Below are 6,167 nucleotides of genomic sequence, written 5' to 3' on the forward strand. Positions count from 1 at the left end.
TTTAATAGAATAAACTGATTACCAGATCAATGATTTTGATCCCGATGAATGGAACAATGACTCCGCCCAGACCATAGATCAAAAGGTTTCTTCTTAACAATGCACTTGCTCCGATTGGTTTGTACGCCACACCTTTCAATGCCAGCGGAATCAGGAACGGAATAATCACTGCATTGAAAATCACCGCTGATAAGATGGCTGTTTCCGGGCTGTGAAGATTCATAATATTCAGCTTCTGCAGGGAAGGAATGAAAGTAATAAATAGTGCAGGAATGATGGCAAAATATTTTGCCACGTCATTCGCAATACTGAAAGTTGTCAACGTTCCTCTTGTCATCAACAGCTGCTTTCCGATTTCCACAATTTCGATCAGCTTTGTAGGGTCATTATCAAGGTCTACCATGTTACCTGCTTCTTTTGCAGCCTGCGTTCCGCTGTTCATAGCTACACCTACATCGGCCTGTGCCAGTGCCGGAGCATCATTCGTACCGTCTCCCATCATCGCTACCAGCTTACCTTCCTGCTGTTCCTTTTTGATGTAATTCATCTTATCTTCAGGCTTGGCTTCCGCAATAAAATCATCTACTCCTGCTTTTTCTGCAATGAATTTTGCTGTCAGAGGATTATCTCCGGTTACCATTACCGTTTTTACTCCCATTTTTCTAAGTCTTTGAAAACGCTCCTGAATTCCGGTTTTGATGATATCCTGAAGTTCAATAACGCCCCATACTTTTTCATTAACAGCTACTACTAGAGGAGTTCCTCCGTTTTCAGAAATTTTGGTTACCGCATCCTGGGTTTCCTGAGGGAAGATATTCCCGGCTTTTTCAGTCAGTTTTTTTATCGTATCATAAGCTCCTTTACGGATTCTTGTTTCATCAAAATCAATTCCTGAAGTTCTTGTTTCCGCAGTAAAATCAATATAAGTAGGATTGGAAACCAATAAATCTTCGGATTTCAAAGCACTCAGTTCTATGATTGATTTTCCTTCCGGTGTTTCATCCGCTACGGAACTTAGTGCAGAGGCTTTAATGAATTCTTCAATCTGAATTCCATTGGCAGGATGAAATTGGGTTGCCTTACGGTTTCCAATGGTGATTGTTCCGGTTTTATCAAGCAAAAGAACATCAATATCTCCCGCAGTTTCTACGGCTTTACCGCTTTTTGTAATTACATTGGCTCTCAATGCTCTGTCCATCCCTGCAATCCCGATTGCAGAAAGCAGACCGCCGATGGTTGTCGGAATAAGACAAACGAAAAGAGATATAAATGCCGCTATGGTAATCGGAGTCTGCGCGTAGTCTGCAAAAGGCTTTAAAGTGAGGGTAACAATAATAAATGTAAGAGTGAATCCCGCTAAAAGTATGGTTAATGCGATTTCGTTTGGTGTTTTCTGTCTTGATGCTCCTTCTACAAGAGCGATCATTTTATCTAGAAAGGATTCTCCCGGTTTTGTAGTTACTTTTACTTTAATTCTGTCTGACAGCACTTTTGTACCTCCTGTTACAGAGCTTTTGTCTCCTCCCGCTTCACGGATAACAGGTGCGCTTTCTCCGGTAATAGCAGACTCATCAATGGTAGCAAGACCTTCAATAATCTCCCCATCCATTGGAATCTGATCTCCGGCCTCACAAAGGAAAATATCGCCTAATGTCATTTCAGCAGACATCTTCAGCCTTGTTTCTACCTGAAAACCGGGTTTATTATCCAACACTAATTTGGCAGGAGTTTCTTCCCTTGTTTTTCTAAGGGTATCAGCCTGTGCTTTTCCTCTTGCTTCTGCGATAGCTTCTGCAAAATTGGCAAACAGAACGGTGAAAAATAAAATAATAAATACTAAAAAGTTATAGGAAAAGCTTCCCTGAGATTGATCACCGGTAAGGCTGAACATGCTTACGATAAACATGACAATGGTTCCGATCTCCACCAGGAACATTACCGGATTTTTAAACATAATTTTCGGATTCAGTTTCACGAAGGACTGTTTGATCGCTTCGTTTACCAAATCTCTTTGAAACAATGTTTGTGACTGATTTTTCATTTTTTTGAAAGAATTTATATCATTGTAAATCAATAGTAACCATTAAGTTCTGCCAAATAATAAGGATAGATATGGATAATATTAAGTGAACGTTTCGTAAGTATGAGACTAGCTTCCTCAAACTTTTCAGCATCCTTAATGGTTGAATATTGATTTTAAATTTTAATGTTCATATTTATTTTGAGAAATACTGAATCTGCTCTGCAATAGGGCCTAATGTCAATGCAGGGAAGAAAGATAATGCTGCAATCAGGAGAATCACTGCCAGGGTCATAAATCCGAAAGTAGCCGTATCTGTTTTCAGTGTTCCTGAACTTTCAGGGATATATTTCTTCTGTGCCAATAGTCCTGCAATGGCTACCGGTCCTATGATCGGGATGAATCTTGAGAGCAGCAGTACAATTCCGGTCGAGATATTCCACCATGGTGTGTTGTCTCCCAATCCTTCAAATCCGGATCCGTTATTCGCTGCTGAAGAGGTAAACTCGTACAGCATTTCACTGAAACCATGAAAACCCGGGTTATTCAATGTCTTTGCTCCAAATTCCGGCAGATAGGCTGTTAAAGCTGTTCCTGCAAGAATTAAGAAAGGATGGAATAAAGCCACAATCATCGCAATCTTCATTTCTTTGGCTTCAATCTTTTTACCCATAAACTCAGGCGTTCTTCCTACCATAAGACCACTGATAAACACGGCCAGAATGATAAAGATGAAATAGTTCAGAATTCCGACTCCGCAGCCTCCGTAAAAGCAGTTGATCATCATTGCCAAAAGTTCATTCATCCCCGAAAGAGGCATAGTACTGTCATGCATTGAGTTCACTGATCCCGTTGAAATTACTGTGGTTGCAATACTCCAATAACCGGATGCTGCACTTCCGAAGCGGATTTCTTTACCTTCCATGGCACCGAGGCTGCTGTCTGCTCCCATTTGTGTAATCAAAGGATTCCCTCCCGTTTCATTTACAATATTCGGAATGGTAAGCGCCAGAAAACCAACGGTCATTACGGTAAAAATCACCCATGACAATTTTCTTTTCTTCAGATAAAAACCCAGGGCAAATACCAGGGCAAACGGAATGATCATCTGAGTGACCATTTCTGTCATATTGGTCATATAATTAGGATTTTCAAGCGGATGTGCTGAGTTCGCTCCGAAAAATCCACCTCCATTAGTTCCTAAGTGCTTAATCGCAACAAATGCAGATACAGGCCCTCTGGAAACATCTGCTTTTTGCCCTTCAAGTGTTATAACATGATCCTTTCCTTCGAAAGTCATCGGACTTCCGTTGATGGAAAGTATTAAAGCAACAATTACACTTATCGGAACCAGAATTCTGATCATTGATTTTGTAAAAAAATCATAGAAATTCCCAAGTTCAGTACTTGTTTTTTCTTTAAAAGCTTTGAAAAGAACAGCCATAGCCGCCATTCCCGTTGCAGCCGTAACAAACTGTAAAAACATCAGATAAAGCTGGCTCAGATAACTTACTCCTGTTTCTCCTGAATAGTGCTGTAAATTACAGTTCACTAAGAATGAAATGGTGGTATTAAAAGCCAGATCAGGCGACATATTCGGGTTTCCATCTGGATTTAAAGGAAGCCAGGCCTGATTCATTAAAAGAAGAAAGCCAATGATGAACCAGATCAGATTAATGGCCAGCATGGCGTACATATTCTGTTTCCAATTCATCTGACGGGTAGGATTAATACCCGATATTTTATAAATTAACTTTTCAACAGGTTCAAAAACCGGATCAAGAAAAGTTTTTTTGTATCCATAGATATTAGCTATATATTTTCCTAAAAAAATTCCGATAACTAATGTAATAGCAAACATTGCTATAACGCCTAAAATTTCTGTATTCATGATCAATTAAAATTTTTCAGGTTTCATTAAAACATAACAGATATACACAAAGGCAAGTATTGAGAGGAAAAATAAACTCCACATAATTTATATTCTATCAAAAAATTCAACTGATTTATATAAAAGCCAAAACAATACTGCAAAAAGCAGCATTAAACTTATGAGCATCATATCTTAATCATTAGGGTTAAAAGGGTTAACAATACGTACGATACAATCAGCAGACTAAAAGTCGAGTGCTCCCGTTTTTTAAACGTTTTTCTTGAAATTGTCATTTTTAAATATTTTATTCAGAGACTATATGCCAAAAGAAGGTCCATTTTGAAAAACAAACAGTCAAAACACTGACTAATAGCATGTTAAACTAAAACACCTCACTATATAAAAACAGAAAAGCCTATCAAAATGATAGGCTCTTTATTAAAATGATAATCGTTTTATTTTAATCCGTATTCTTCAAGCTTCCGGTATAAGGTGGCAATGCCGATCTCAAGGAGACGGGCAGCTTCTGCTTTATTTCCTTTAGTATACTGCAATACTTTTTGTATATGTATCTTCTCAAGCGACCTGATGCTTAGAGAATCACTTTCCGGAGCTGTTTTTTCAGAATAATGAGGAAGACTCTCTGCATCAAGGACATTGTTATCCATTAAAATCAGGCTTCGTTCTACGGTATTTCTCAATTCACGGATATTCCCTTTCCAGTCATTTTTCTCCAGTGCTTTGTAATAGTCCGGATCTACCTGAACCGCTGTCAGATGAAGTTTATGAGAAAAAATATCAATAAAATGCCTGGCAATTGCCTTTAGGTCTTCTTTTCTTTCTCTTAATGGAGGAAGTGTGATCTCAAAGACATTCAGCCTGAAATAAAGGTCTTCTCTGAAGTTTCCCTGCTTTATTTCATCTTCCAGATCTCTGTTGGTTGCTGCAATTAATCTGAAATCTGACTTTGAAACTTTAGTTTCACCCATTTTGATAAATTCCCTGGTTTCCAAAACCCTGAGAAGCTTTGCCTGGAGTTCTATAGGCATCTCACCAATTTCATCCAGAAACAGAGTTCCTCCGTTAGCTTCTTCAATCAATCCTTTTTTATCTTTCACTGCACCTGTAAAAGCACCTTGCTTGTGACCAAAAAGCTCACTCTCCAGAATTTCTTTACTAAATGCTGAACAGTTGATAGCCACAAAGCTGTTTTTCTTTCTGTCGCTCCCTTCATGAATAGCGCTGGCAAAAACCTCTTTCCCCGTACCTGTTTCACCTGTAAGAAGAACAGCCGCATCCGTTAAAGCCACTTTTTCAGCCAATTTCTTAGCCTGCAAAATTAATGGAGATTTACCGATAATCTGATCAAATCCTTTTGTCACAGCCTGCTGAACAACTCTTGATTTGTTATCTTTCACCTTATCAAGAGCTTTATATACCAACGGAATTATTTTCTCATTATCATCTCCTTTCACCAGATAATCATAAGCTCCATTCTTCATAGCCTGCACCGCATCTGTAATATTACCAAATGCAGTCATAAGAATAATTTCAATTTGAGGATATTTATTCTTGATAGACTTTACAAGCTCTACACCAAAAGCATCAGGGAGACGCACATCACTCAGAACGACATCAAACTCATATTGCTCCAGCATTGTCATTGCCGACCGTGCCGTAGAAGCTTCTTTTACATTAAAATTCTCTTGGGAAAGGATCATTCCTAGTAACTTAAGGAGTTTGATCTCATCATCGATGATCAGAATATTTCCTGACATTATAATTATTTTTGGAAAACTAGTACAAACTTATTGAATTTATTCGAGTAAAATAGAGTTATAGAAGGAAATAGTTTACTAAAGGACTCTTGAGATTTCAGGAGCTGTTTCCCGCTATCCATTCATACTCCTCGCGCCTGTGCTTTCCCACACTCAAACCCAGCAACTCTCCAACACAAGCTGTGGGGTAATCATTTCTATCGGGGCTAGGATGGTGAATGAATCATCAATGATAAATTATAAAATGATGTAACGAAGTTCGGGATACGGATTCCTTGGTTATCTTTTCCAATAGCGTTATTGGTTGCAATGGGGTATTTCTTTTTATTTGGACTGCTTCTTTCCTACTGTGTCATTCCGCAGGAATCCAGCCAACTTTATTAGAGTCTTAAGAGTTAAAAGGTTAAAAAAGCAAAAGTAATACTTGAGTTATGTGCTAATACTTTGTTGAGACTCCTATGGAGTGACAACTGGAGTGTATACTGTCCATCATAAG

3 protein-coding genes are annotated in these 6,167 nt (G+C 38.6%); all 3 read right to left on the reverse strand.

Annotated elements, in window-relative coordinates:
- Position 1 precedes the first annotated feature (1 nt).
- The 3 genes from kdpB to EK417_RS03570 all read right to left on the reverse strand — a co-directional run bounded on the left by kdpB (position 2) and on the right by EK417_RS03570 (position 5,671).
- Entirely contained in the window at positions 2 to 2,041 is a 2,040-nt protein-coding gene (gene kdpB, locus EK417_RS03555; RefSeq protein ID WP_110367803.1) for a potassium-transporting ATPase subunit KdpB, read from the reverse strand.
- 175 nt (positions 2,042 to 2,216) lie between these two features.
- Positions 2,217 to 3,911, reverse strand: coding sequence for a potassium-transporting ATPase subunit KdpA (kdpA, locus tag EK417_RS03560; RefSeq protein WP_136521355.1), 1,695 nt, complete (start codon positions 3,909 to 3,911; stop codon positions 2,217 to 2,219).
- 437 nt (positions 3,912 to 4,348) lie between these two features.
- Positions 4,349 to 5,671, reverse strand: coding sequence for a sigma-54-dependent transcriptional regulator (locus EK417_RS03570; protein ID WP_110367805.1), 1,323 nt, complete (start codon positions 5,669 to 5,671; stop codon positions 4,349 to 4,351).
- Positions 5,672 to 6,167: the final 496 nt, after the last annotated feature.

The organism is Chryseobacterium candidae, assembly GCF_004916905.1.
In the GTDB taxonomy this organism is placed as follows: Bacteria; Bacteroidota; Bacteroidia; order Flavobacteriales; family Weeksellaceae; genus Chryseobacterium; species Chryseobacterium candidae.

What these genes read in the sequence shown, in the direction of transcription:
- kdpA (WP_136521355.1), bottom strand. Translation starts at nt 3,911, where the DNA reads ATGAATACAGAAATTTTAGGCGTTATAGCAATGTTTGCTATTACATTA.
- EK417_RS03570 (WP_110367805.1), bottom strand. Translation starts at nt 5,671, where the DNA reads ATGTCAGGAAATATTCTGATCATCGATGATGAGATCAAACTCCTTAAG.
- kdpB (WP_110367803.1), bottom strand. Translation starts at nt 2,041, where the DNA reads ATGAAAAATCAGTCACAAACATTGTTTCAAAGAGATTTGGTAAACGAA.